Raw genomic sequence first — 23034 nt, forward strand, 5'->3', positions numbered from 1 at the left:
TTTACAAGCCGCTTAATAGTCGGATATAATTGTCAATGTATAATTGTTTATCTTTTGATTTATATTGTTGGATATAACGCGGATGATCCAAAATGGTCATTTTTCCGAATAGTTTCTCTTTCTGATTGATTTTTGCCAAAAAGGTGGCATTCTTTTTCCTAGAACAAATACTTCCTCCGTTTCGAGTCCCATGTTGATATGTTTTTTAGGGATTCAACCATAAATGATCTGACCATTTCGAAGAGCTGTTTATCGTCGTAATAGTTTGCATTAATCCAATTGTCAGGTTTTGTATGTCTAACGATTGCTAGCGGGAAAGGGAGTTGATATAAAATTGTTTATAAAAGGTTTCAGGGCCGCCATAAGCTTCAATCATATCATACATAAAGACCGAGGAAATTTCATGTGTATGGGCAGATTGCATTTTTATGCCACATGCACTGTACAATCGTTTGGTGTCGGTAAAAGGAACACCTGTTACGCCCGCACCATGTCTGCTGGGGTTGATCCCAATGATAAATTTACGTTTGAGATTGTCGTTATAATACTTATTGTAAAATTGCTGCATGACGACCAATGTCTCAGGATTGTCGAGGTAGGGGTTGATGACATTAAAATCCGCTGGAAGTTTTCCCGAATAATGGAGCTGTCTGTTAAATGTGATTACTTTTTGAGCAAATGTGACCATAATGGATGCTTTAGCAGAAAGATAGTCATTTAAAAGAGGAAAATAGTATTGATCGAGTGGTATGTCAAAGATATCACCAAATTTTAATAAAGCACATCTATGGTTATTAATAGGTTGTTGTTGTCATTTAAATAATTTTTGAAGTTTTTTTCTGATGGGAAGTACTTCTTTGATTTACGTCTCTGGGCTGCTTTATCAAACATATACGCCTAAAATCAATTCATTAGGATCCCTTAACAGGGCTGACTGGAAGACTTACAATTATATTTGATTCAATATGGTTAAGCCACTCATCTGTATTTTTCAGTAGAAAACTGCTCAGATGTCTCGTGAAGGAATGTTATGAACATACTGATGGTTGTTTTAGTGCTATGTTTTGGGGGTAAGGGGAACCGATTGGTTTCGTGTGTCTCAATTATCGTTTCTTTTACAATAAAAATGCCTCAAAAGTGCTTGACTTTTTGAGGCATTTAAAAAAATAGGCTATTTTCAGATTTGTGTTTTCAGTAAATATCTAACCTAGTTTAATTAAGTAATTGTCACGCGAGGTGAGCTTAATTTGGAAATGCATAGAAAGCAACACCTTCTTTAATCCATCCCGGCCAAGCATTTGTGGCGTTGGGGTTTGAGCTATAAAAATAGTTTGGTCCACCTTTACTAGTTGGAAATTGAAATTGATAAATTGGTATAGATCCCAGTACCTGTGAAGTATATCCATAGAACATAATTCCATCATATTGGTAAGTTGCTTTATTTAAATTTATATTCGGTGTTAATATTCTGTTGTTATATGTATGGCTCATGAACTGATAAATCGGGACAGCGCTGTAGTATGGGAAGGGATATGCTTTGAATGATTGATTGTCGGGCGACCATCCAGAACCGGGATATTTATCATGCATATTAGGGTCTAGAGAGTAAGCATTCCTTCCTGCACTTTGATTATAGAAACCATACACCTCCATTGCTGCAAGCTTCACTTGAGCGTTTTTAATGTGTTTTTCGACAGCAGTTTTAACCAAAGCCTTTTTGGTTGGATTGGTTATCAAATCATAGAGGAAAATTGTTTTACCTACAGAAATCAATGCGGCGTTTCGATCGGTAATGCTTTGCTGCCAATTTGCGATGTTAATTGTTTCACTTGAATTACCATTATTATCAATTGTTATTGACCTGCCTGAGTTTGTTCCTCCAAAGAATTGTCCTGTATATTCTTTACTGCGAGTTTCGTTGACAATTTTTGTTATTTCTTCTTTCGTTTTATTTGAGGTGATGTTTAAACCGATAACATTGAACAAACTAATTCCTAACCCTAATTTTACAGCTTCTTTCTTGTTTTCATAACTACTTTCATTAAAAATTGCACCGCTGTAGTTAAATCTTAATCGACCACCAATACTAATGTCCAACATCACATGGGTTCCATATCTTTGTACAAGGGCATCAGCATTTTGATTCGTAATATTGTTTAGAAATTCTGGGGTTAAATATTGGATTAGCAAATTTAAGTCGACATCTTGATTGAATCGTATTCTTTTTATCCGTTGTGTAACTTCGTATGTAGCATATGAATATTTACTTGAGTACGTGTTAATGCTTTGGTCTGAGCTATTTTTGTTTATACTGCCTTTAAAGTTCAATATATCAGTAGCGACTTCTCCTGATGGAGATGCTGTTCCTTAATAGTTGCAGTGTCACCAGCTCCAAAGGATTTGCCTGTACTAATCTCTTTTAAATAGTCATAGGCCGATGCTCCAATATAGAAGTAGTCCCCATTTTCGGTAGTCGAATTTACATCAATTCTATGTATATAGTCATTTTCAAACTTTTTCATATCAAAAATAGGGGCATCAGATATGCTGTTGATATTGAGTATATCGCCAGTAACATCTAATCCATATCCCAAAACATCCCATTTGCCGTCGCCACCGCTGGCTTTCTTTTCGGAATTGTTGTTGAGTAGTTTGTCTTGCGGAATTTCATTTTTCTTACAGTTAGTAAGAAACATTGTTGAAGCTATCAACGTGTAAATTAGATTAATTCTTTTCATCATTACGTTATTTTTATTTAAATTAACGCAATAATATTTATATTTTAATATTATTGATCACTTTATTTTAATTTTTGAAATTAAATGTTTTTAAAATTTTTTTTTACTTTAGGGTTATCAATAGATTGTTGTTGTTTTCTTTTAAATAGGTTTTTAAGTTTTTTATGTGGAAGGATAAGTCTTACTTTAATTTAAATCTATTTTCAATAGAAAGTGTTTCTTTTGGAAGGAGATTTGTTTCTATTTTTATCTTTTTGATTTTTGGCGATGCATCTTTTGTTTTAGATGCATGTTTCCTACTCATTCCTAAATCTAACAGTATGCTTCTAAAACCGATTTCATCTGGATCCCCGAGAATAGGGCTGCTCGGAAGGTCTACAATAATATTTGGTTCGATACCATTAAAATAATCAAACCAACCATCCGCATTTTTTAATAGAAAACTGCTGAGATATAGTGAATATCGATCAATATCAATTGGGAAAAAACCTACCGGTTTTCCGAAAGTTTTCTGCCCTACTGTTTTTACTTTGAAATAGGGTTTAAAAATACTGATTAATAATTCACTTGCTGAAGCAGTTGATCCTGATGTTATGAAATATATGTTTTCTATACTCTCTAATTTTCCTTGTTTACTAAAATGATAGGTATTTCCCTTTTCACTAAAATCAACGTCAGCCATCGTTGCCTGCCTTCCATTTATCTTCACGTAATTACCGTTAACATCTAGATAGGGCTGATATTTCAGTATTTTGGTATTTCCGGTACTTAGTATATCATTGAACTTTTCATAATACATTATTTTACCATGTAATTTGCTCGGTGCAATCAGGTTGGCGAGATATTCTGTAGTTTCGATATAACCTCCTCTATTGTAGCGCAAATCAAGGATGATCGTCGAAGGATGTCGTTCAGCGATATCAATGAATATATTGTCTAGATCCTTCTTTAGGATATCCAATTTAGGGAAAGATGATATCGCAAAATATACTACATCATTGCTGTAAGAAACTATTATATCATTATTTTTATATTGGAAATCGTTTTCGTTTCAGCTCTGATATCGCGATTAAAATTCGTTTCCAAATAGCTATATCGAGGAATTCCAGCATATGAATATTCAAAAGGTAATTTGGTGTTCTCGTTAATCTTTAGCTGTGATATATCAAATAACTCCTTATTTAATGCATTTATTTCCGGTGATATATACGCATATTTCTCTCTGGGCGAGAAGGAGCCATAACTAGGGAGCGCATCGTTCCATAGGTAAATTTCCTTTGCATAAAGATACAATGAATCTATTGTTAGTTCAGTTCTCGATCCTGTTTTTGGAGAGATATTTTCGTCCTTTTTTATCCTTTTTACATGAGGAAATACCTATAAGAAAGGTTATTATTGTCAGATATATAAAACTGTTGCTCTTTAATTTGGGCCAATTGAAAATTTTCATAGGTCAAATATAAGATCTTAATATATTTCTTAAAAATTTTCATTGGAAGTAAATGTCGGCGGATTGGCCAGTTAGTATTGGTCGAATTATTTTAAAGAGTTTAGGTCATATAAATCGAGGATATGTCATTTTATAATAAACAGGAAAAGGGCGTCAATTGACGCCCTTTTCCTGTTTATATCTAAGTCTCTTATTAGTGACCTTGCGTGCCATCTACACCATGAGAATGTCCGTGAGACAATTCCTCTTCAGTAGCAGGACGTACAGTTAAGATTTCGATATCGAAATTCAACGTTTTACCAGCCATTGGGTGGTTTAAGTCTGCAATAACAATTTCTGGAGTTACTTCTGCAACTACAGCACGGAATTGGTTTCCTTGGTTATCTTGCAAAGGCAATACTTCACCTACTGGAGGTAAACCTGTTTCTTTGAACATATCTACTGGCAATTGCGCGAATGCTCTTTCGTCTTTTTCACCGTAAGCATCTTCTGGTGCCAATTCGAAAGAAATTTTGTCACCCACGTTTAAGTCAGCGATGTTTTCTTCAAATTTAGGCAACATCATACCTACACCATATAAGAAGTCTAGAGGTTGTTCTGCAGTTGTTTCTTCAACGAAAACTTTTTCACCGTTTTCTACTGTGTGAAGTCTGTACGTCAATGCTACGACGTCGTTTGCTTTTATAGCCATCTGATTTTGATTTTTGGGAGCCTGAGGCTACCGTTTATTAAATATAATTTATTAACGCTGTTATGGAATCTTGCGGAAGACTGCAAGTCTTATTTTTACAAAGATATGCTTTTGTTTCCTTTCCGATTCTGTTCTCTAACAATGGAAGATTTTCTTCCATGCCGCCGAGCACAATTTTGTTAGGGATATAATGTTGATCCAGTTCCTTGCGAAAAGCTAGTGCATCCTCACCCGTCAACGCGATCTCATTGATCCCATGTATCTCTTCTAGCAATAATATTGCCCAATTTGAATAGGCGGAACCATAAGTCTTGATTTGCGGAAATACATTAGCTAGTAATTGATCAGCTATTGCGGTATAATTTTCATTATCAAAAAGCAAACCTAAGCGCTTCAACTGACGCACCATTGTTGAGGAAGAGGAAGGGATCACATTGTCCATGATCTCACTTTTTCGAGCGATCAGTTCTTCGGCTTCGGCCGAAGTATAGTAAAATGTTTTTGCTTCACATCATAAAATAATGCAATAGCCCTGTCTGCCAATTGCCGGGCAATGGTCAACCATTTTAGGTCAAATGTAGCTTCATAGAGGGCTATAAAGGCCTCTACTGTAAATGCATAGTCATCTAAAAACCCCGCTATTGCACGATTTTCATCTTTTGGTTGATGCAATAAATAATTGTTGTCCCGAATGAGTTCCGCACAAATAAACGCGGCATTATTTAGCGCGAGATCTAATAGATGCTTCGAGCCAAGGCTGCGGTAAGCGTCTATTAGTCCTTTCAATAAGAGGGCATTCCAGGTCGTCAATTGTTTATGATCGAGTCCCGGTCGAACACGTTGTTCGCGGTAATCAAAAAGTTTTTGCTTCGTAATTTTTAAAAAACCTGCCCATTCGTCAGCTGACATATTGACCTTTGTCGCTAACTGGTCTGCATTAATGGCGCAAATGGGGACATTTGTACGCTCTTCTTCCCAGTTGCCACCTTCGGTGATATTAAAATATTGAATGAACAACGCCGCGTCTTCACCCAGAATTTCGTCGAATTCAGCTTTTGAAAAAAGAGTATTTCCCTTCGATTCCTTCACTATCGGCGTCCAATGCGCTGTAAAAGCCATGATTGGGGGCAAGCATTTCACGCTCAATCCAGATAGCCGTTTCTTCGATTATTCTTTTATAGAATGGATCCTTATTTTGTTGATAAGCTTCGGCATAAAGCGAAAGTAGCTGGCCGTTGTCATACAGCATTTTTTCAAAATGAGGGATATGCCAATAGTGGTCTACTGAATAGCGGGCAAAACCACCACCAATCTGATCATAGATTCCTCCAGAACCAATTTTTTTCAGCGTAAAATGTACATGATCCAATATAGCTTGATCGCCAGTGAGTACAGCATATTTTAAAAAGAAAGACCAGTTGTTGGGGAGCGGAAATTTAGGAGCTCTTGTATAGCCGCCTTCTTTCTTATCGAAGGTTTCGCTCCAAGGGCCGATGATTTCTTCGAGATCTTTGGTTGTGTATTGTTCGGGAATGGGGTTGATGGGAAGTTTCTCTGCTCGTTGGATGCCACTGGTTAACTTATTGGCATAATCCAAAGCGACTTCAGGTTTCTCTTCCCACATTTGAGCAATTTGTAACAGGATATTCTGCCAATCGTGCGGTTTGAAATAGGTGCCGCCATAAATCGGACGGCCATCAGGTAGACATATACAGTTCAAAGGCCACCCGCCGGCATTGGTCATCAGTTGGACGGCGAGCATATAGACTTGATCAATATCTGGACGTTCTTCTCGGTCGATTTTGATGGACACGAAAAATTTGTTCATGGTCTGAGCAATAGCCGAATTTTCAAAACTTTCTCGTTCCATCACATGACACCAATGGCAGGCCGAATAACCTATGCTAACAATGATAAGTTTATTTTCGTCTTTCGCCTTTTTTAAGGCTTCGGCTCCCCATGGCATCCAATCCACTGGATTGTGTGCATGCTGCTTAAGATAAGGGGAGTTTTCAAACTGCAGTTGATTCGCCATAAGACGAAGGTAGTGAAAATGGAGGAAAGATTTTGTTGTAGCATAGCTTTCTGTTTCTTCGTTTAGGAAGAGATATTCAGAAAAAGAAATCTGATTGTTATTTAACGTGTTGTCTTGGAGAATGTCTTGTTTTCGCAAGAAAAGAACTTTATTTTTTCATTTCAATAAGAACAGGTTAATTTGATGAATTTCATTACTTTTACATGCGATTATTATTAGCTTTACCGAAGTCCTATGTCAAACGACGTTGACCTGCTCAAAAAGATAGTTCATAAAGATAGAGATGCTTTTGAAACTATTTATAAAGCCCATTTCCGTAAATTGTATACATTGTCTTTTCGGTACGTGAGAGATGAAGCGATCGCCGAAGAGTTGACAAACGATGTGTTTATGATGTTATGGGAAAATGCGGGCAAGCTAGCTATTAATCTATCACTCGGAGCTTATCTATCACGCAGTGTCATCAATCTCTCCCTTACTCACCTCAAAAAGAATCAACGTCTGCTGGATCGAAATAATGATTATATCAAGGATCTGGATCTGACGGACGATGAAGATCAAGCCGATTTCGCTGCGCTATACGAATCTAAACTGTTGATGATCGAAAGTATACTGGAGAGTCTACCTCCTCAGTGTCGAAAAATCGTTCTGATGAGTAAGTATGATAAGATGAAGCAGCAGGAAATTGCCGATCAATTGGGGATTTCCATCAAAACCGTTAAAAATCATTTGACCATTGCCTATGATAAAATTCGGGTCGCATTGGCCAAACAAAGAACATACCTGTTGCTCTTAATTGGCTTTTTATTTTTTTCATTAGGACTTTTTGTTCAGTTTATTATCTTATAGATATGGAAGAAAACAATACTTCAAGATTTATTCCTTATGATCTGATCCAGAAAGAATTGGATGGGGTTATTTCCGCAGAGGAAAGGCTGTTGCTTGAACGTTGGCTTTCTGAGGATCTGGAGAATCGTAAGCTATATGATGAAGTCAGCATGATATCCAGTGACCTTATAGTGTTGGAGCAGTATAAAAAGTGGATGCCAATAATCAATGGGAAAGATTTAAACAACAGTTGGATAAAAAGACCACAGATAAAGAGGAACAAAACTTACTCCTATAAAAACGATCTGGAACCCTGGATGAAACTCGTTGCAGCGGCAGTGTTGTTATTGATTGGGTTTGCTAGCTACCTGAACTTCGATCGCTGGATGGGCTATGAGGTCAGATTATATGGGTCAGCTGCAGAGGAGCCTATTATATTGCCCGATAGTTCGGTCATGATACTACATGCTGGTGCTGAAGCTGTATTCAATAAGCGTACGTTCGACCAGAAACGTTTTGTAGAACTAAAAAAAGGAAAAGCATTTTTTGATGTGAAGCATGGGAGGACATCTCCCTTTGTGGTCGACCTGGCCAATAATTATGTACGCGATATAGGGACTGCCTTTGAAATCAATTTGATCGCCGAAGATGTAGAAGTCTTGGTGAAAGAGGGGTTGTGGCCTTGAGTGGCGGAAAAGGACCTGCAGCAAAAGAACTGATTCTGCAAAAGAATGAAAAGGGATTTTTTAAACGTGAGACAGCATCTCTGTCAAAGATTGACCTTGGCCCTCTGGACAATGATCATAAAGTAGCGCAGAAACTTAGCTATTCAAATGAACGCTTAGATAATATCTGTTTGGATCTTGAAAAGCGTTTTCAATCGAATATCATTGTGGTCGGTGAGGAGCTGAAAGCACGGAAGCTGAGTATGTATTTCGATGGGCAATCGCTTAATGAAATTGTGCAGATTCTTTCCAAGACTTTAAATGTGAAATGGAAAGCGAGTAAAAAAGGGTATAGTATCTACGAATAGCGACCAGGGATTATTGATATGAAGGGTATTGTTCTGTATCGTTTTCTCCTTTTTTTCGGGCTGTTTATTTTGACTGGTTCGAAATCACTGGGTCAAAATAATCTAGCTGATATCCAAGTCTCCATTGACACCCAAAATAAAGAGATTATTCAGATTTTGACAGAGATTCATCGAAACTATGGTCTGTCAATGTCGTACGATGAGCAGATTTTCAATAAAAATATCATCTATGGCAGAAATTTCAATAAGTCCAGCCTGGAGGAAGTACTACATTATTTGCTGAGGGATTCTAGAATCGGTTTTACAATGATCAATCGGGCATTGATTTTCTATAAGGAAGATAAGGATTTTACCATTAAAGGACGTGTTGTTGATAGTTTAAGTGGGGAGAGTTTGATCGGTGCGACCTTAATGATCCCTGAGAAGAATAAAAGCAGCCTGAGCAATAAATATGGATTTTATTCACTTACGCTTCCGCAAGGAGATTACAGTTGTTTTGTTAGCTATTTGGGTTATAAGACCCGTGCGGTTCGATTGAACTCCCAACTGGAGGATGGCTACGTACTTATTAAGCTTGCACCTGCTGGTTTGAGCCTAAATGAGGTTGTGGTGGATATAGATTCTTCGTTGATAGTCCAATATACCGGTCATTTTACTGATAAAATCAACTGGCCTCGAGCGCGCAGAAATGCATTTTATAAAGGTGAGGCCGATATTATGAAGGTTTTACAAATGCAAAATGGTATCAACGGATTGACGGAAGGAGGAAGTAATTTATTTGTTCGCGGGAGTGGTAAGGATCAGAATTTGATTCTTCTTGATGAGGCGGTGGTCTATAATCCTTCGCATTTATTTGGTTTAACCTCTGTTTTTAATTCAGATATCTTAAAAAATACGCAAGTGTATAAAGATGCACTTCCTGCAAATTTAGGTGGACGTCTTTCCTCCATTATGGATATGAGCACGAGGGATGGTGATGCCAATAATTTCCATGTTTTTGGTGGAGCCAGTTTGCTTGTTACACGACTAGGAGCAGAGGGACCCTTTATTAAAAAAGGTAAAGGTGCCTTTATTGCTACTGCACGGACCAGTCTATCCAATGTATTGAATACGGATTATCGCCTGTTCAATGTAAAAGGTAACTACAGCGACTATAATATCAAATTGAACTATACACTTGACAATAGAAATCGTATCTATTTATCTGGGTATTATGGCCAGGATAAAGTTACCTCATCGAATAAAAATACAAATCGCTGGGGCAATTGGACCTCAACCTTACGTTGGAACCATGTGCATAGTTCGCGATTGTTTCTAAACCTCTCCGCGATATTCAGCGATTACCATAATAAGTTGGATATCAGTAAGCCGGAATCTCCGGATAATCAAATCTGGCTGACTCGAATACGTGATCTCAGTTTGAAATCGGATTTCACCTATTTTATGGCTTTAGACCGTACCTTGGATTTTGGACTTCAGGGGACACTGCATCGTTTTAAACCAGGGAGATATCTCCTATAAATAGCAATAACGAAGATAATATCTTTAGGGCACAGGCCTATGATTATGCGGGTTATATTTCTTTCAACTGGAAAGTAGATTCTGCATTTCGCGTTATCATTGGGACCAGGGTAAATGCTTTCTTTAATACGTCTTTTGGACGTTATTATCTTCTTGGTACTGGGCAATCAAAACCATTGGCAAATGATGCTGAAAAAAAAGAAATCGTATTATGGTTTGGAGCCTCGCCTCTCGCTACAATATAAATTGGGAGCAGATTATGCATTACGATTGGGTTATAGTCGGAGCTATCAATACTTGCAACTCTTGCAAAATGATGAGCTCGCATTTTCCTCTTTGGAGGCATGGGTACCCGCGGGGCCAAATATAAAACCGCAGTATGCGGATGTATTTTCTTTTCGTGTCAATAGATTAATGTATAAAGGCAATATTGGTTTGGAAGGCTATTGGAAGAAAATGGGAAATCAGGTTGAGTTGATTGACCATGCACAGCTCATTCTCAATCCTTTTATCGAAACGCAGTTGCGACAGGGAAATGGTCGGGCTTATGGATTGGAATTGTCCATCAACCAGCGCTTTGGAGATCTGTCGGCTAGTATGCTCTATAGTTGGTCGAGGTCTTTCCGCAAGATAAATGGGATCAACAAAGGGAAGGAATATGTAGCTAACTTTGATATCCCTCACGTGCTTAAGAGTAATTTGTCTTATGACTTGGGACGCAGTGTTCATTTTAGTGCTTTCTATACAATTCATACTGGAAGACCTTTAACTTATCCAATTGGATTTATGGAATACGAGGGGATCTACGTACCCGTTTATTCCAGCCGTAATTCTCAGCGTATGCCCACTTTTAGTCGATTGGATCTGAATTGCTCAGTAGATCTGGAAACTAGTCAACAGCGGCAACGGGGTACACGGCATACATTGAATTTTGGTTTATACAATGTTTTTAATCAGCGGAATCCGCTTTATTATAGTTTTTCGGAAGATAGTAATGGAAACTTAGCTATCAAAAAAACTCGTTCTCTGGACGGGTACCATCAATCAGTTACGCAATGAGGTTTTAATATGAGAGTGTTTTTGATTTTTATCGCTTGTTGCCTGCTACTTTCTTGCAAGAAATCAGAGGTGGATACAGGACAGTCCTATGATATGATCGTCGAAGGTGGGATCAATACGATGTATAAAGAACAGTATATTCAATTGAAAAAATTAGATGGATTGCATTCAAATGGGATGGCTGTCGGGGTTACTGGTGCTACTGTGCAGATCGTTAACGGACCAAATACAATCGAATTCAAAGAATTGGGAGAAGGGCTCTATATGGGTGAGCTATTTAACTTGAAGGATACAGTCGGAAATATCTTTCAGTTACGGATAACATTGAACGGTAAGGTGTATGAAGCACAGGACCAATTGGTGCCAACTGTCCCTATTGAAAAGGCGTTTTTGCCAGTTGAAAAGAGAGGCATAAATAACAGTTGGGAAGTGAAGGTCAGCAAACATCTATTTGGTATGAAAACTTCCAATAAATGGTTGATTATACCTCAGAAAGATTTTTCAAATGAAGATATCTCTACCTTCCGGTTACCGTTTAGTTATAGCTATCGCTTAGGAGCCCCTAATGTACTCAATACATTGCTTGGACGTACCTATAATTACGAGATGTCAAAAAGGATAGTCTGATGGTGTTTAAGCTTTCTGTGTCACCACGCTATGCACGATTCCTTTACAACCTCTTTCAAGAGACGGAATGGAAGGGCCTATTGTCTGCGGTTCCTGCAAATGTGGAAGGAAATGTTTCAGGTAATACGCTTGGCTTTTTCTATGTTATGGATGGAGTTTATAAGACGATCCCGATAAAAGATATTAGAAACAGCAAATAATTTTATATATACCCAATTTATCATTTTACAACAATGAAAACTGAACAATTTAGAGCGGTCAGGCTACTTATGCTTTTGTTTTTCTGCTTATGTTTGAGTGGATTTATCCAGGCAGGCAATCTTCCAAACTATGTAATACCACTTAAGGATAACACGAATAAACAGAAAACCATGCTGGTATTTATCACAGGGGATGGTGGCTATAATGATTTTAGCAAGAGTTTACTTGCTTATTTTACACAGGAGGGATATCCCCGGCTGGTGATTGATGCTAAAAAATATTTTTGGAAGAGGAAAGATCCACAGGAAGCTGGGCGGGATTTTGAACGGTATATTGATCATTTCAAAAGGAATGGAATTGCGATCAGATCTACATTATCGGTCATTCATTTTCAGCGGGTGTGTTACCTTTTGTCCTCAGTAACTTTTCAGATCCTTTAAAAAAACGATCAGACATGTGACTTTTTTATCACCAGATCAGTATGCGAGTTTTGAGGTAACAATTTCGACCATGCTCAACTGGAAGCAGAAAGCAAATGGCTATGATGTGCTCGCTGAAATTATGAAACTAAAGCAATTTCCGGCTACTTATGTGTTTTGTCGTGAGGGAGAGGAAGATCTTGTGAAAATGTACCGAAATGCGGGACTAAAAGTCGATGTATTGGCCGGACCACATAACTACAATCGCGATTTTAAAACAATATACAATACCATTCGATTAAGATAAGATTCTTATTAGGACTTTTTAGATAAACCTTGTCATCTTACTGAATTTAGATGCAAGGTTTTTTTATGCGATATCGTTTTTTATTGATTTTAGTGTTCTTTACTTCTCGAATATTTGGACAAGGAGCTTCACTGACAGGTATTGTCCTGGACGCTACAACCGAAAAACCAATCCAAGGTGTAACAGTAAAGCTTTCCAATACCACAAAATCTGTTGGTACAAACAAAGAGGGACAGTTTTCAATGTCTTCTATGCCCGATAACTGGACGTTGATATTCAGCGCCGTGGGTTACAAAAAACAGCTATTCCCGATGAGTGTTGCACAAGGAAAGAAAGTGCTTATCATCCGATTGGAAGATGAGCAACAAAGCTTGGATGAGGTTGTCGTACTTGCACCCAAGAGAAAAAATACTCAAATAAACATAATCCAACGGTGGATTTGATCCGTAAAGTGATCGAAAGGCGCGATGAAAATAATGCTTTGAATGCAGCCATTGGCAACTACCGAGAATACGAGAAGCTTTCTATGTCGCTCGCTATCCAGAATCAAAAAGTAGATAAATCCCGTTTATTGAAACGTTTTGGTTTTTTAAAACAGGGTATGGATACTTTGAAATATCCTGGTAGATCATTGGTGCCGATATTTATGGACGAAAAAATCGGACAGCGCCAATTGGATAAGGCCAAGGGAAATACGTTTGTATTATTGGGGAGAACCAATCACGTGTAGACCAATATCTGGATGAAGATGGTATTGATGAATACCTGGATAAGATCTACGGCGAAACAAATATCTATGATACGGATGTGTCAATAGGAAATAGACGCTTTTTAAGCCCCATTGCCACACTGGGGCCGTCCTTTATAAATATTATCTGGTGGATACTTTAAAAGAGAAAAAGCCATGGCACGTTAAAATTAGGGTGGAGCCACGAAATAAGGAAGATGCGTTGTTTTCGGGATATATCTATATTCGGTTGGATGGTACCTATGCCTTGGACCAGGCTGAACTATCGATCAATGAAGCTACGAACATCAATTGGGTGCGGGGTCTGAATATTGAGTTAAATTATACGGAAAATAAAGCGCACCGTTTTTTCTCAGTAGAGGTGTGCTTCGGATAGATCTAGGGATTTTCAAGGATGGTATGGGATTGTTTGGTGAGAAAGTAACCACTCGCTCTGTGCAGGATTCTCTACAACTAGCATTGAATGTAAAAGGTGTAACCGGTCGGGGACTGAGAACCCCAATGCTGTCAATTGGGAACAGGCAAGGCCTGAAAAGTTAAGTAAGCTGGAACAGCAGGCTTTTACGAATATTGACAGTTTAAAACAATCCAGGTCTTTTAAAAACCTGATGGCTTTAGGATCTTTTATCATGTCGGGCTACTATGGTCGTGGTGTGATTGAGATTGGATCTGTTCCTTCATTTTACAGTTTTAATCCAATAGAGGGTAGCCGGTTTAAGTTTGGGGCAATACAACTGATGCATTTAGTAAAACCTTGCTATTGGAAGGGTATGCAGCATACGGTACCAGAGATAGGCAATGGAAATATAATCTGGGTGCAACCTATTCTTTTAATAAGCAATCCGTGTACAAGTTTCCGGTTAAGCTGCTCAGTGTAAAAGTGAATAAAGAAGTTCAGGTACCGGGGCAGGATCTTAATTTTATTGACAATGATAATTTTCTGCTTTCTTTTAGACGGGGCGAAAATGATAAGATGTTTTATCTGCAACGGAGACAGGTGGAATACTTTCAGGAATTTGAAAACCATCTTTCGTTTAAACTGGGTTTCTTCAATCAGATTTTAAGTCCTGCGGGGATTCTCAAGTTTGACCATAGCGCATTCAGACGGAGTCATGACAACGAGTTGTGGACCTCAGCTTTTACGGGAGAGCTGCGTTGGGCTCCTGAGGAAAAACTTTATCAGGGAAAACGCTATAGACGTATCATTAATACAGGGAAACCTGTTTTTACATTGGCGGCACAGATAGGTGTGAAGGGCATTTTGGGCGGAGATTACAATTATCAACGTTTTATCTTTAACGCAAATAAGCGATTTTACGCATCACAGTTTGGTTTTACAGATGCTGTGTTCGAGTCTGGGGTGCAGTTTGGCAAGGTTCCCTATCCGCTCATGATTATCCATCGTGCAAACCAGACCTATTCCTATCAGTTGAATTCGTATAATTTGATGAATTCGATGGAATTTATGAGTGATAAATATACATCGCTGTTGCTACAGCACTCTTTCAACGGTTTTTTCTGAATAAGATTCCACTCCTTAAGAAGTTGGACCTTCGTGAAATCGCTTCAGTAAAAGTGCTTTATGGCAGAGTGGATGCATCCAATCGCTATACCAAAAACTTTGATACAACTCCTAAGCATCCCAGCGAACCGCAGTTATTTTCACTCAATCGTGGGGCTTATGTGGAAGGTAGCGTGGGGCTGAGTAATATCTTCAAGATCCTGCGTGTAGATCTGGTTCGTCGTTTTACCTATCTGGACAATCCGGGGTATCGCCCTGGGGTGTACGGGCGAAAATTGGTGTCGATTTTTAAATAGAAAAAATGTATTGGGACTATTTACAAGAAATGGTGTCATTACATAAATAGCAGTAAGAAACAACAGTAGCGCAGTAGCATGATGAAGAACAAAATGTTGATCTGGAAATCCTTTCTGGGACTATTAATGATCTTTGGAGCCTTATACTTTTTTGCCAATCAACGGCAGGAACTTGCCTCTTCTTTACAGCTTATCCAATCGAGTTCCCTATTTTGGATCGCAGTAGGTATTGTGATTTCTTTAGCCTATATCGCTATGCAGGGGTTGGTTTACGTCTATAGTTTCAAATCTTTGCGACAAAAACTTTCACTTGGTGGGGCTACTCGCTTGTTTCTGAAAAGAAACTTTATTAGTGTATTCTTACCTGCAGGTGGATTTACTTCCTTAGCATTTTTCAAGAGGGAGGTTAATCAAGAAGGGATCTCTGATTCGAGTACCAATCTTGCCTCAGTGATTTATGCAGTTATTAGCTTGGTTTCTCTCTTTATACTTTGCCTCGTAGTTTTTCTTTTTATAGGAATCGCTGGGCTCAACTTGCAATTGGTTGGGATAATGCTCGCTTTTACGGCGTTGTTGGTTGCCTTTGGATGGTATTGCCGCTCATTTTATCAGCAGGGGCAAGCATTTCATTTAACTGTACGCTATTTTCCTTCGGTAGCGACAATCTGGGAAGAACTCAGGGAAAATGGTGTAGACTTTAAAGCTGTTTTTCAAAGTTTACTCTGGGCAACAGCGATTGAATTTGTGGGTATATTGCATATATACATTGCTATGCTTGCGCTCGGTTTTGACACTTCCTTGTTGGCTTGTACTGTGACCTATGCTGTGGGAACATTGGTTTATTGTTTTTCTCCACTGATGAAGGGTGTAGGGCTAATTGAAGTTTCCATGGTCGTAGTTTTGTGCAGCTTTGGGTACACCGAAGAGCAGGCTATTTCAATCTCATTGTTATACCGTCTATTTGAGTTTTGGGGCCGCTTGCATTGGGTGGAATGAGCTTCTTCGTTAATAAAAACAATATTTTCGTGCGGATACTTCCTTCGGTTTTTATCTTCGCGATGGGTATCATCAATATTATTTCGGTGTTAACGCCCGCAATTCATAGCCGGATTGCGGTGCTCAAACAGTTTATATCCTATGATGCGCTCAACTTTTCCAATGCCGCAGTACTGTTTTTGGCATTTTGCTGGTTATGTGCTCGGGATTTTTACTAAAAGGCCTTCGTACGGCCTGGTACGTTGCGGTTGCATTGTGTTCACTTTCCATTGTTGCTAATCTATCCAAAGGACTTGATTTTGAAGAAGCTTGGTTTGCCTTTCTGGTATTGCTAATGTTGCTTTATTCATCGCGACATTATTTTGTACAGAGCAACCGTAAGCTGACGATGCCTAATCTAGGTTTGGTTTTATGGCCTATTGGCGTTGTGTTGCTCTATGGGATCATCGGATTTTACTTCCTTAACGCCAGGCATTTCAATATGGATTTTACGATCGTAAATGCAGTAGCTAGTACATTACACAGTTTTGTACTATTGAATGGAGATGTAGCCGAACCGCAGACTGCTATCGGGCAATATTTTTGTATTCTATTAACTTTTTCAGTGTAGTTAGTCTTTCCGCATTATTTTATTGGCTGGTCAATCCCTGTCAGGCAGCTGTAGTGGAGGTGGAAGGAAAATAGAACTTGCTCAAAAGTTGCTTGAACGTTATGGTAAATCTCCGTAGACTATTTTAAGACCTATGGTGACAAAGAAATTTTTCTGAATGATGAAGAAACTGGGTTTATAGCCTACAAAAAATGTTATGGTTTTGCCATTGTCCTGGAGGGACCAGTCTGTGAGGATAGAGAGTCTGTGATAAAAGAACTGATTAATTCCTTTGAGCGGTACTGTCGTCGATCGAGTTTAAAAACAGCATACTATCGTGTTGATGGGAAATACTTAGGAATTTTCAAACAGCTAGGGAAGAAATCATTTTTAATCGGCGAGGAAGCTATTGTAAATGTAGACAGCTTTTCATTGGAAGGCAAGAAACGAAAGTCATTGCGGAATGCGGTAAATAGTATTGAAAAGAAGGGATTTGTATCCAATTTATATCGCGCTCCTTTGTCAAATGGCTTACTTCAGAAATTGCAGGTTGTTTCAGACCATTGGTTGAGGGATATGAAACGTTCGGAGCGTGTTTTCTCACAGGGAATGTTTGATCTTGGAAAGATTAAAAATAGCCACGTAATTACATTGGAAGACAACGAAGGTCGGATTTTGGCATTTCTGAATATCATTCCCAACTATGCTCCAGATGAAGCGACTTATGATCTGATACGCAAATTGCAGGATGCCCTGGAGGGAATATGGATGTGTTAATTATCCGTTTTTTGGAGTATTGCAAAGAAGAAGGCTATTCGTATTTGAATATGGGGTTGGCTCCTTTCTCTGGATTCGACAAGAAGAAAGGGCTTGTGGAACGTCTTATCAACTTCTTATATGAGAATAATACATACTTCCGTCAACCCAAAGGTTTGAGGGAATTTAAAGAAAAATTCGATCCCTGTTGGGTGGAGAAGTTTGTGGTTTATTCACATGATCTGGATTTGATAACAGTGCCTTTAGTGATTGATAAGGCTATGAAATCAACTGCCGTGAAGTGATAAGACGATCAATTGTCAGTAGACAAATTTGTTCTTTGAATAGAATTTTAATCAATGATCTGTACAAGATCGGCACAATTGCCACTGAGCATTTGAAAAGTAAAACCGGTATCGAGTTTAATCTCCGCAAATGATGAAGTACGGAGGTAGGCTGACTTTCTGGTTAGAAATTCAACCAGGTCGGTCAATGTGGGATTGTGGCCAAAGAGTAAGACATGATCAATATGATCTGGGATGGTATTGATGACCGAAAGTAAGTGTTTGTAGGTGCATTCATAAATGGATTCTTCAATTTGAATATCAAAAGAAGGAGATCCCATTACATCCAAAAAAACACGGGCGGTCTGTAAGGCTCTATTGGCAGGAGAACTGATAACGACACTATTTTCATTGAGTGTCACTTTAGCTGCCAGCTTCTCCGCGACCTGTTTTGCATGTTGTATGCCTTCGGATGTCAATGCACGATCAAAGTCATTTATCCCGGGAATAGTTTCGGCTTTGGCATGTCGGATGATATAAAGTTTTTTACTGTTGTCCATGATTAAAATTTTTGATTCTATACTATTAACGCTTTTGTTCCCCATTTCATTGTGTTTGAGAGAAGAGAAGCGAGTATTGCATATGAATACAAATAATAATAAACGAAGTTTTGAAAAAGTACATAATATATGAATAATTTTTGCACCCTATTTAATTCCTTGTATCTGTCAAGGGGATTGGCTATGTACCGTTCGCTTGAAAAGTGCGCGCGGGACTTTCATCTGTATATTTTTGCATTTGATGATGAATGTTATGATACACTGATAAGATTGATGCTTCCCAAAGCAACTATTATTCCCTTGTCAGATTTTGAAGACGAGCAATTACTGGCTATAAAACCTACACGTACAGCAGGCGAATATTGTTGGACATGCACACCTTCGATTATTTTATATAGCATTCGAAAGTTTGGTTTATCCAACTGCACTTATTTAGATGCCGATTTATTTTTCTATGCTGATCCTATAGTGTTAATAGAAGAGGCTAAGGGTGCGTCGGTAATTATAACCCCACACCGATATACGCCAATGTATGAGGATAGTGAATCGGGTGGAACCTACTGTGTCCAGTTTGTTTACTTTAAGAATTCATCTGAGGGTATAGCAGTGTTGGAGTGGTGGCGTGCAGCCTGTATAGAATGGTGCTATAATCGGAGGGAGCCAGGCCGTTTTGGCGATCAAAAATACCTGGATCTATGGACGACAATGTTTACAGGCATACATGTCCTGGAACATTTAGGTGGAGGGGTAGCCCCTGGAATGTTCAGCAATATGATTTCGAACGAAAAATCGGTCAGATTTGGGGTAAAGAACTTGCTAGCCAACAATTATTTCCTGTGATATTCTATCATTTTCAAGCTTTAAAATATGCAGAAAAAACTCATTTACACTAGCGGGAGGATATGCAATTAGCGACAATGATATAGAATTTTTATACAAACCCTATATAAGAGTTTTGAGAGATGCTGGTCGAGAGATCAGATTACTATCGCATTCTCTAAAATTTCATGAAACAGATAGAATTCCGCGCATTACAACCTCACTTCGCCGTATGTTTAAGTTGTATGTATTCGGAAAATTTCAACACTATTACCACCAATCCTACTTTTTAAGATAATGGCTTACCAAATTGATCTAAAAACATTCACCGATGATCGGGGGCATCTAACGGTGATCGAAAAAGTAATTCCTTTCGATGTGAAGCGGATATTTTATATCTATGGTGTAGATGGATCTACCCGTGGGGACATCGACATCATCAAACAATACAGGCGGCAATTTGCCTGAAAGGAAGTTGTGCTATTTATAACCAGGACGGAATTAATGAACGCGTTTTTGAATTGAATTCACCAGATCAATGCCTGATTTTGGAACCCAAGGACTGGCATCAGATGTTTGACTTCTCAGAAGATGCCATTCTTATGGTTCTTGCTTCCGAATATTTTGATTTAACAGATTATATTTACGAACCCTATTTTATACATGATCGCTTACGAGAGCTTGCAGCAAGTCAATAAGGAATTTATGGATGAATATACCGAAGTTTTCCAGAGGGTATTGCATGGAGGCTGGTATATTTTGGGAAAAGAGGTTGCGCAGTTCGAACAATCATTTGCGAGCTATTGCGGTGTTGAACACTGTATTGGAGTAGCATCAGGGTTGGACGCGCTGGTTTTGTCGTTACGTTATTTTGGTTTTAAGCCGGGAGACGAAGTAATTGTTCCGGCAAATACCTATATCGCATCGATACTCGCGATTATGCAGGTTGGCCTAAAACCAGTTTTGGTAGAACCCGATGTAACGACTTACAACATTGATCCAGAAAAATTGAATCTGCTATTACAGTACGTACGAGAGCGATTCTTGTCGTACATCTTTATGGAAAGATGTGTGACATGGATCCCATTTTACTGCTTGCGGAACAATATGATTTAAAAGTTGTTGAGGATTGTGCGCAAGCGCATGGGGCTATTTACAAAGGACAAAAGGCCGGCTCATTTGGCGATTTTGGTGCATTCAGCTTTTATCCAACAAAGAATTTAGGGGCCTTGGGGATGCGGGAGCTATCACCTGTAAAGATCATGAACTAAATAAATCTATTCGTACATTACGGAATTATGGTTCTTCAGCTAAATATGTATTTGATGAAGTGGGCTACAACTCGGCTTGATGAGCTTCAAGCAGCTTTCTTATCTGTAAAATTGAAGTATTTGGATAAGATTACGGCACATAAACAGAAATTAGCCGCAATTTATCGACGAGAACTAAAATCTGATTTTATTCTTCCAGGCGTACAAGCTGGTTTTGAGGATGTTTACCATATTTTCGCTATACGCCATGCTGAGCGAGATCGGCTAAAAAAGTATTTACTAAATAACAATATTGGAACAGAGATTCATTATCCAATAGCTCCACACCAACAGAAAGCTATGAACGGAATTTTATCCGGAGCAAGCTATCCAATCTCAGAAGAAATTCATCGAACAGTACTTAGCCTTCCTATTTCCTACGGCCATACAGAGGAGGATATTAATAGGGTGATTGAGGTAATGAATAAGTTTTCCTAAATCTTTTTATGATTGATTTTCGCAGAGATTTTATCAAGGGAATTTTTCTCAGGAAAAAAATAAGGCAATACGTCTTTTGTTGGTTTTAATCTTTTTAGGATTAATATCTTGCCAGATTTCGAACGTCGCATAATGTAAACCTAAGACCTCTAAAAAATTGAGGTCTTTTGTGTTTGGTAGCGTGCCCAAAATCATGCTGCCATTTCTGGTTGTATTTAGTAATTCCGAAGGTGAGGTCCGTAAGCGAAAATTGTCTGGGTAGGTTGAATTAAGAAAATTACCATAAGTTTCATACTCTGAGAATCCCGAAAGTGCGAGATCTTTGGTGGTTATGTTTTCAAGGATATAATATGGCCAGGCCTGATTCCCAGCGTTTGTGCTGATCTCAAGTAACATGTTTTGCATCAGTTTAGTTTGAACCATAAAATGTTCAGATATAAACGAGTAGTTGACTGTTTTTTTCAGGCCAAGAATATGTTCCAATGTTTCAAAATAAGGATTGTGATTTTCTTCACTTTTGTGGATAAGTGCCCTTTCTTCTTTATCAAAGAAATCGATTGGTTTTAATGGGATGGTGTCTGCATCCCATATCAGATAATAATCACTTTGGATAATTTTGGAAATTTCCATTTTTAAGAACTGCTGGAAGTACCAGCCGGCGCGATCTCCATTATTTATTCTTTGTTTTAGAAAATCAGCAACGGATTGAAAATTGAATTGGTCAAATAATTCATTTTCGTTAACAAGAACTAAGTTGGATAGACTTAAAACCTGAAATTTTTCGAAATGAGAAGCGTGTGTTATGACATAGATTTGTTGTGCTTGAAAAAATCGCTTAACCTGATTGATCACGATCTTCGCAATTTCGATGTGTTGTGGGCCGACGCAGATGACTACATCGTAGTGTAAATTATTAGCTAATGATTGCATTAATAGTAATTAAAACAAGTTAAAAAGTAATAAATGTTGGTAAAACTAGGCCAGACGTATCTAAAGTGGGGTCATTTACCCATTTTCGTGGGGAGACAACAATTTTGTCAGGACTATCATTTAGCCAGGCACCCCACCAACTGAAGCTGCTATTGGCAATAATATGATGATTACACTGTGACATTAATTGTAGATCTCTGAAACTATTATTTCCACTATTGTGTTCAACAAAAATTGCATTTAAATCTTTAAAATGAGTTTTGCACCAGTCTATATCATTGGAAAATATTATAAATAGTGGTGATTCATTTGTTTCAAGCATATACTGTATGCTCTTTTGATAGTATTCTTCTGTACAGATATCTTTAAATAGTGATTCCTGAAGGTAATCTCCTCTTCGGACGTGTAATGAAATTGCGTTCTGTTGTTGAATTAAATGTTGTACACGTATGTTTTCAGCGCCCTCCAAGGTGGGGAATTTAAGCTGCTGGCGGAGAATTGGAGCTACTTGATTAATATATTCGATATGTTGCCAGTATCCCCAATAGTAGTGGCTTTTTTATCCTCAAAAATTTCTTTCATATAAGAAAACGGAATCGTTTCCTCGATATAGATATGTTTTGTATTATATAATCGCCTTAATTTTCGCCATAGCCATTTGTTATTGTTTCTGGTATAAATATTTGTTTCGAATGTGCTTAGCTCTGGAAGGCTGATATTAAATACACGCTCTAATTCAAATCCATTATGTAAATGATAATCTTCAAAATCTATTAAATCGGCTTTTACATGCTTAAACTTCTGTTGTAATGCCAAAAAGAAAGCATACTGAAATAGCTGGTTACCCAAGCCTCCTAAAAATTTAACAATCTTCATT

The 23034-nt window shown here is 38.2% G+C and carries 31 protein-coding genes and 4 pseudogenes; 22 read left to right on the forward strand and 13 right to left on the reverse strand.

Annotated features, from left to right (window positions below):
• Position 1: 1 nt before the first annotated feature.
• The 9 genes from KUH03_RS49140 to KUH03_RS46640 form a co-directional block, all read right to left on the reverse strand.
• Entirely contained in the window at positions 2-139 is a 138-nt protein-coding gene (locus KUH03_RS49140; protein WP_373564491.1) for a hypothetical protein, read from the reverse strand.
• Positions 140-307: 168 nt separating this feature from the next.
• On the reverse strand, positions 308-688 hold the full coding sequence (locus KUH03_RS49145; RefSeq protein WP_373564492.1) for a uracil-DNA glycosylase family protein: 381 nt from the start codon (positions 686-688) through the stop codon (positions 308-310).
• A 554-nt stretch (positions 689-1242) separates the two neighbouring features.
• Positions 1243-2328, reverse strand: coding sequence for an MAC/perforin domain-containing protein (locus KUH03_RS24830; protein ID WP_257087278.1), 1086 nt, complete (start codon positions 2326-2328; stop codon positions 1243-1245).
• Positions 2325-2711 carry a hypothetical protein gene (locus KUH03_RS24835; protein WP_257087279.1) on the reverse strand — a complete coding sequence of 129 codons (387 nt, stop codon included), beginning with the start codon at positions 2709-2711 and terminating at the stop codon, positions 2325-2327. Before KUH03_RS24835 ends, KUH03_RS24830 begins: the two co-directional genes overlap by 4 nt.
• 208 nt (positions 2712-2919) lie before the next feature.
• Positions 2920-3756 carry a S41 family peptidase gene (locus tag KUH03_RS24840; protein WP_306429794.1) on the reverse strand — a complete coding sequence of 279 codons (837 nt, stop codon included), beginning with the start codon at positions 3754-3756 and terminating at the stop codon, positions 2920-2922.
• Positions 3757-4381: 625 nt separating this feature from the next.
• Positions 4382-4879: a peptidylprolyl isomerase gene (locus KUH03_RS24845; RefSeq protein ID WP_077438840.1), complete on the reverse strand. Its 498-nt coding sequence runs from the start codon at positions 4877-4879 to the stop codon at positions 4382-4384.
• Positions 4880-4916: 37 nt separating this feature from the next.
• Positions 4917-5321, reverse strand: coding sequence for a hypothetical protein (locus KUH03_RS46630; RefSeq protein ID WP_306429148.1), 405 nt, complete (start codon positions 5319-5321; stop codon positions 4917-4919).
• A 20-nt stretch (positions 5322-5341) separates the two neighbouring features.
• Positions 5342-5968: a beta-L-arabinofuranosidase domain-containing protein gene (locus KUH03_RS46635; RefSeq protein WP_306429149.1), complete on the reverse strand. Its 627-nt coding sequence runs from the start codon at positions 5966-5968 to the stop codon at positions 5342-5344.
• Positions 5928-6914: a thioredoxin domain-containing protein gene (locus tag KUH03_RS46640; RefSeq protein WP_306429150.1), complete on the reverse strand. Its 987-nt coding sequence runs from the start codon at positions 6912-6914 to the stop codon at positions 5928-5930. The genes KUH03_RS46635 and KUH03_RS46640 overlap by 41 nt, the downstream gene beginning before the upstream one ends.
• A gap of 234 nt (positions 6915-7148) precedes the next feature.
• Between KUH03_RS46640 and KUH03_RS24855 the strand changes: the two genes are divergently transcribed.
• The 19 genes and pseudogenes from KUH03_RS24855 (at position 7149) to KUH03_RS24945 (ending at position 18121) form a co-directional block, all read left to right on the forward strand.
• Positions 7149-7763 (forward strand): RNA polymerase sigma factor, encoded by a 615-nt coding sequence (locus KUH03_RS24855; RefSeq protein WP_223582039.1) that lies wholly within the window; start codon positions 7149-7151, stop codon positions 7761-7763.
• Positions 7764-7765: 2 nt separating this feature from the next.
• On the forward strand, positions 7766-8428 hold the full coding sequence (locus KUH03_RS24860; RefSeq protein WP_257087280.1) for a FecR domain-containing protein: 663 nt from the start codon (positions 7766-7768) through the stop codon (positions 8426-8428).
• Entirely contained in the window at positions 8419-8775 is a 357-nt protein-coding gene (locus KUH03_RS24865; RefSeq protein WP_257087281.1) for a FecR domain-containing protein, read from the forward strand. The genes KUH03_RS24860 and KUH03_RS24865 overlap by 10 nt, the downstream gene beginning before the upstream one ends.
• Positions 8776-8793: 18 nt before the next feature.
• A complete protein-coding gene (locus tag KUH03_RS24870) occupies positions 8794-10296 on the forward strand; it encodes a TonB-dependent receptor (protein ID WP_257087282.1) in 1503 nt (500 codons plus the stop codon).
• Positions 10297-10479: 183 nt separating this feature from the next.
• Complete coding sequence (locus KUH03_RS24875) at positions 10480-11355, forward strand: TonB-dependent receptor (RefSeq protein WP_257087283.1); 876 nt, start codon at positions 10480-10482, stop codon at positions 11353-11355.
• Positions 11356-11424: 69 nt separating this feature from the next.
• Positions 11425-11982, forward strand: coding sequence for a hypothetical protein (locus KUH03_RS24880; RefSeq protein ID WP_257087284.1), 558 nt, complete (start codon positions 11425-11427; stop codon positions 11980-11982).
• Positions 11982-12182 (forward strand): hypothetical protein, encoded by a 201-nt coding sequence (locus tag KUH03_RS24885; protein ID WP_257087285.1) that lies wholly within the window; start codon positions 11982-11984, stop codon positions 12180-12182. The genes KUH03_RS24880 and KUH03_RS24885 overlap by 1 nt, the downstream gene beginning before the upstream one ends.
• Positions 12183-12215: 33 nt before the next feature.
• Positions 12216-12623, forward strand: coding sequence for a virulence factor (locus tag KUH03_RS24890; RefSeq protein ID WP_257087286.1), 408 nt, complete (start codon positions 12216-12218; stop codon positions 12621-12623).
• A gap of 16 nt (positions 12624-12639) precedes the next feature.
• A complete protein-coding gene (locus KUH03_RS24895) occupies positions 12640-12909 on the forward strand; it encodes an AcvB/VirJ family lysyl-phosphatidylglycerol hydrolase (RefSeq protein ID WP_306429151.1) in 270 nt (89 codons plus the stop codon).
• 92 nt (positions 12910-13001) lie between these two features.
• The gene (locus tag KUH03_RS24900; protein ID WP_257087287.1) at positions 13002-13352 is read left to right on the forward strand and encodes a carboxypeptidase-like regulatory domain-containing protein; all 351 of its coding nucleotides are present in this window, start codon (positions 13002-13004) and stop codon (positions 13350-13352) included.
• Complete coding sequence (locus KUH03_RS24905) at positions 13343-13639, forward strand: hypothetical protein (protein ID WP_257087288.1); 297 nt, start codon at positions 13343-13345, stop codon at positions 13637-13639. The genes KUH03_RS24900 and KUH03_RS24905 overlap by 10 nt, the downstream gene beginning before the upstream one ends.
• 139 nt (positions 13640-13778) lie before the next feature.
• Positions 13779-14033: pseudogene (locus tag KUH03_RS24910) on the forward strand (DUF5686 family protein); the annotation flags it as partial.
• Positions 14021-14197 (forward strand): hypothetical protein, encoded by a 177-nt coding sequence (locus KUH03_RS24915; protein WP_257087289.1) that lies wholly within the window; start codon positions 14021-14023, stop codon positions 14195-14197. The pseudogene KUH03_RS24910 and the gene KUH03_RS24915, both read left to right, overlap by 13 nt.
• 214 nt (positions 14198-14411) lie before the next feature.
• Positions 14412-15179, forward strand: a complete 768-nt coding sequence (locus KUH03_RS24920) for a hypothetical protein (protein WP_257087290.1) — start codon at positions 14412-14414, stop codon at positions 15177-15179.
• Positions 15180-15202: 23 nt separating this feature from the next.
• Positions 15203-15475 carry a hypothetical protein gene (locus KUH03_RS24925; RefSeq protein WP_257087291.1) on the forward strand — a complete coding sequence of 91 codons (273 nt, stop codon included), beginning with the start codon at positions 15203-15205 and terminating at the stop codon, positions 15473-15475.
• A 78-nt stretch (positions 15476-15553) separates the two neighbouring features.
• Complete coding sequence (locus KUH03_RS24930; RefSeq protein ID WP_257087292.1) at positions 15554-16471, forward strand: lysylphosphatidylglycerol synthase transmembrane domain-containing protein; 918 nt, start codon at positions 15554-15556, stop codon at positions 16469-16471.
• Positions 16468-16689 carry a hypothetical protein gene (locus KUH03_RS24935; protein WP_257087293.1) on the forward strand — a complete coding sequence of 74 codons (222 nt, stop codon included), beginning with the start codon at positions 16468-16470 and terminating at the stop codon, positions 16687-16689. Before KUH03_RS24930 ends, KUH03_RS24935 begins: the two co-directional genes overlap by 4 nt.
• Positions 16668-17081 carry a hypothetical protein gene (locus KUH03_RS24940; RefSeq protein WP_257087294.1) on the forward strand — a complete coding sequence of 138 codons (414 nt, stop codon included), beginning with the start codon at positions 16668-16670 and terminating at the stop codon, positions 17079-17081. The genes KUH03_RS24935 and KUH03_RS24940 overlap by 22 nt, the downstream gene beginning before the upstream one ends.
• A 177-nt stretch (positions 17082-17258) precedes the next feature.
• Positions 17259-18121, forward strand: a pseudogene (locus KUH03_RS24945) (bifunctional lysylphosphatidylglycerol flippase/synthetase MprF).
• A gap of 47 nt (positions 18122-18168) precedes the next feature.
• Here KUH03_RS24945 and KUH03_RS24950 read toward each other — a convergent pair.
• Positions 18169-18705, reverse strand: coding sequence for a histidine phosphatase family protein (locus KUH03_RS24950; protein WP_257087295.1), 537 nt, complete (start codon positions 18703-18705; stop codon positions 18169-18171).
• A 228-nt stretch (positions 18706-18933) separates the two neighbouring features.
• Between KUH03_RS24950 and KUH03_RS24955 the strand changes: the two genes are divergently transcribed.
• The 3 genes and pseudogenes from KUH03_RS24955 (at position 18934) to KUH03_RS49150 (ending at position 21227) form a co-directional block, all read left to right on the forward strand.
• On the forward strand, positions 18934-19500 hold the full coding sequence (locus KUH03_RS24955) for a hypothetical protein (protein WP_257087296.1): 567 nt from the start codon (positions 18934-18936) through the stop codon (positions 19498-19500).
• A gap of 276 nt (positions 19501-19776) precedes the next feature.
• Positions 19777-20177: pseudogene (locus KUH03_RS24960) on the forward strand (FdtA/QdtA family cupin domain-containing protein).
• A gap of 7 nt (positions 20178-20184) precedes the next feature.
• Positions 20185-21227: pseudogene (locus KUH03_RS49150) on the forward strand (DegT/DnrJ/EryC1/StrS family aminotransferase).
• A 48-nt stretch (positions 21228-21275) separates the two neighbouring features.
• Here the strand turns inward: KUH03_RS49150 and KUH03_RS24980 are convergent.
• From KUH03_RS24980 to KUH03_RS24990, 3 genes are read right to left on the reverse strand one after another with little or no spacing between them, the layout of a single operon-like run.
• Positions 21276-22157: a DUF6492 family protein gene (locus KUH03_RS24980; RefSeq protein ID WP_257087300.1), complete on the reverse strand. Its 882-nt coding sequence runs from the start codon at positions 22155-22157 to the stop codon at positions 21276-21278.
• Between the two features lie 19 nt (positions 22158-22176).
• A complete protein-coding gene (locus KUH03_RS24985) occupies positions 22177-22683 on the reverse strand; it encodes an alpha-1,2-fucosyltransferase (protein WP_306429795.1) in 507 nt (168 codons plus the stop codon).
• Positions 22662-23033, reverse strand: a complete 372-nt coding sequence (locus KUH03_RS24990; RefSeq protein WP_257087301.1) for a hypothetical protein — start codon at positions 23031-23033, stop codon at positions 22662-22664. The genes KUH03_RS24985 and KUH03_RS24990 overlap by 22 nt, the downstream gene beginning before the upstream one ends.
• Between the last annotated feature and the right edge of the window lies 1 nt (position 23034).

This window comes from Sphingobacterium sp. E70 (assembly GCF_019285695.1).
In the GTDB taxonomy this organism is placed as follows: domain Bacteria; phylum Bacteroidota; class Bacteroidia; order Sphingobacteriales; family Sphingobacteriaceae; genus Sphingobacterium; species Sphingobacterium detergens.